5 protein-coding genes are annotated in these 2,676 nt (G+C 62.0%); 2 read left to right on the plus strand and 3 right to left on the minus strand.

The window, feature by feature from the left end; translation table 11 throughout:
• The coding region (locus EN893_RS28100; protein WP_164901174.1) for an efflux RND transporter permease subunit at nt 1-555 on the plus strand (555 nt) is incomplete at its 5' end.
• A gap of 204 nt (nt 556-759) precedes the next feature.
• On the opposite strand, the gene EN893_RS28105 is transcribed toward EN893_RS28100, so the two are convergent.
• A complete protein-coding gene (locus EN893_RS28105; protein WP_023811018.1) occupies nt 760-1,221 on the minus strand; it encodes a L,D-transpeptidase in 462 nt (153 codons plus the stop codon).
• A gap of 244 nt (nt 1,222-1,465) precedes the next feature.
• Nucleotides 1,466-1,762 carry a hypothetical protein gene (locus tag EN893_RS38285; RefSeq protein WP_164752086.1) on the minus strand — a complete coding sequence of 99 codons (297 nt, stop codon included), beginning with the start codon at nt 1,760-1,762 and terminating at the stop codon, nt 1,466-1,468.
• A 199-nt stretch (nt 1,763-1,961) separates the two neighbouring features.
• Here EN893_RS38285 and EN893_RS28115 point away from each other — a divergent pair, with 199 nt between their 5' ends.
• Nucleotides 1,962-2,129, plus strand: coding sequence for a hypothetical protein (locus tag EN893_RS28115; protein ID WP_081738724.1), 168 nt, complete (start codon nt 1,962-1,964; stop codon nt 2,127-2,129).
• A gap of 72 nt (nt 2,130-2,201) precedes the next feature.
• On the opposite strand, the gene EN893_RS28120 is transcribed toward EN893_RS28115, so the two are convergent.
• The coding region (locus EN893_RS28120) for a response regulator transcription factor (protein ID WP_164752087.1) at nt 2,202-2,676 on the minus strand (475 nt) is incomplete at its 5' end.

The raw sequence follows: 2,676 nt of genomic DNA on the forward strand, positions 1-2,676 counted from the left end.
GAACAGGGCAACACCATCCTGATCGCTTTCGCGGCGGCCGTTGTCGTCATCTATCTGGTGCTGGCGGCGCAGTTTGAAAGCTTTCGCGACCCCCTGATCATCATGATGGCGGTGCCGCTGTCGATCTTCGGCGCGATCGTGCCGCTCAATCTGGGCCTCGGCACGCTCAACATCTACACGCAGGTCGGCCTGATCACACTGATCGGTCTGATCACCAAGCACGGCATCCTGCTGGTCGAGTTCGCCAACCAGCAGCGTGAAAAGCATGGCATGCGACGGCGCGACGCCATCATCGCCTCGGCCAAGGTGCGCCTGCGGCCGATCCTGATGACGACAGCGGCGATGGCGCTCGGCGTGGTGCCGCTGATCACGTCCAGCGGCGCTGGTGCCGCGGCCCGCTATTCGATGGGCCTGGTCATCTTCACCGGCATCCTGGTCGGAACCCTGTTCACGCTCTTCGTCGTGCCCATGTTCTACACCTTCATCGCCAGCAAGGACCTGCCTCATTTGGCGGAGAAGCCGGATCCCAAGCTGATGCCGGCACTGCCGAGCTAGGGTGGGGCTTCCTGCCCGGAAATGCGCAGGACAAATGCAAAAGAAAAGAGGCCGGAAACTTTCCGGCCTCTTTTCTTTTTGGCTGGGCTCCGCCGGTTTGAGCTGTACGCAATACCTCGGTTCGAGCTGTGCTCATACCGCAGCGTTTTCCGGTGGGAGCCTCGAGGCGCGCCAGCATGCTGACACGCCACCGTTTCCAGCCTGCTACTTGACGATGACGATGCTGGTGTTGGTCGCCCCGAAGGTTTCGACGAGCTGGTAGAAATCGGCCGCGTTGTCGGGGTGCAGCCGCACGCAGCCATGCGAAGCCGGCTGGCCGAGGCGCTTGATCGCGTAGGTCGCGTGTACCGCATAGCCGCCGCTGAAGAAGACCGAGTGCGGCATCGGGGCGTTGTCGTATTTCTTCGAATACCACATCTCATGCATGCGGGTCGGCTTGAACGAGCCGGTCGGCGTCACATGGGCCCGGTCGCCGGTGGAGACTTTCCAGGCGAAGGTCGGCCGGCCGTCGACGGAGACTTCCATGATCTGCTGCGAAAGCGAAACGCGTGCCACGATCTTGTTGGCGGCGTGCGCCGCACCCGAGCCGGCGCCGAGCAGCAGTGCTGCACCAGTCAAGGCAGCGGCGGTGATGTTGATAAGCTTGGCGGAAATGGCGGTATGCATGATGAAGTCCCCTCTCTCTGCCGGTTGGCCGGCTCCAGTTCGATGGCCGCTTATCCCAACGTCATGTTTCGAGAAGATTTCGCAAAACGCTCGTTTCTGTTTCGAATCTGTTTCCGCTGGTTAACAAACGCCTCCTTATAACCTGGCTGGAACAGGCTCGGCAGACCCACCCAGCCAAGACCAGGAGTCGGGAACATGAGTATCCGCCTCCAAACGAAAGTGCGAATTGGTGTCATGTGAAAGATCAAGCGTCAGCATCGAAACCAACCTGCAACAAAGCGCGGCTCCAAGCGGCATGATCCGGATACGGGGTGCGAGCAAAGTTGACGCAACGAAAACAGCCGGTAACGAACATGAGGACGAAATCAAACGCGCTGTCCTGGCTTCTCAGGATCAGCATCGCGGCAGCGGTCATCGGCGGCGTCGGCACGGTTGCCGGCACCCCGCTGACAAGGCTCGGCGCGATGACTTCGGGCGAGATTTCGACGCTGCATACCGCACTGTTTTTCGCCACGGTCTGGATTGTTTCCAGCCTGCGCATCGCCCGGCTCAAGGCCCTCTGGCGGGTCGGCCTTAGGCTGACGGGTTTGCGCGGCGCCTCCGGCAACTTGCTGCCGAGAGGACCGAAGGCCCGCGCCGCGACGGGGGGCTCCGTGGGCGGCGCGGGCACTTCGGGGGTATCCTGAAGAGACCCGCAACAGGTTCATTTTTGAAGAATTGGCATTTGGGGAACTGCGACGATGAAAACGAAATTCGCTGCTTCGGTGCTGTCCGCACTGCTTTACGCCCAGGGCCTGCTCGGCTTTGCCGGTCTTGCTACCGTGCTCCTCCGGGACCGCGCCCATGCAAGCGAACTCACCATGGGCAGTGACATGCCGGTGGGGCCATCGCTTCTGCTGGTACGCTGAGCGTCAAGAGCATCGGGCCCAGAGATGGAAAATCCGATGCCCGAAAAAAGGGATTGCGCCAGTAGCAGGCAGTCAGTCGGCAAATTGCCGCGGCGGATCGAACCGATAGCCGGCGCCACGTATTGTGGTGATGGTGTCGGTGTCGAGCTTGCGGCGCAGCCGCACGATGCGCGAATCGATCGAGCGATCGAAGGCGTCGGCGTTTTCGGCCGGTGCCGCGGCGATGATATCGTCACGCGTCAGCACCTTGCGCGGACTGGCCAGGAACAACCTGAGCAGGGCCACCTGGCCAGGCGAAAGCTGTTCCTCGGAGCCGGAGCGATGCATGACCATGGCCGATCTCAGATCGACGGTCGCGTTCTCCAGCACGATCAGTTCCTGGGTGCCCCTGCCGCGGCGCGAAAGCAGACCGCCGACACGGGCGGCCAGTTCACGGACATTGAGCGGGCTCTCGACGACGTCGGCCGCACCAAGCTCCAGCGCCAGCACCTTGTCGACAAGATCGGCCGGGCGGCAGATCAGAATGAAATCCGGTCCGCCCTCACCG

The organism is Mesorhizobium sp. M7A.F.Ca.CA.004.04.2.1 (assembly GCF_004022825.1).
Lineage (GTDB): Bacteria > Pseudomonadota > Alphaproteobacteria > Rhizobiales > Rhizobiaceae > Mesorhizobium.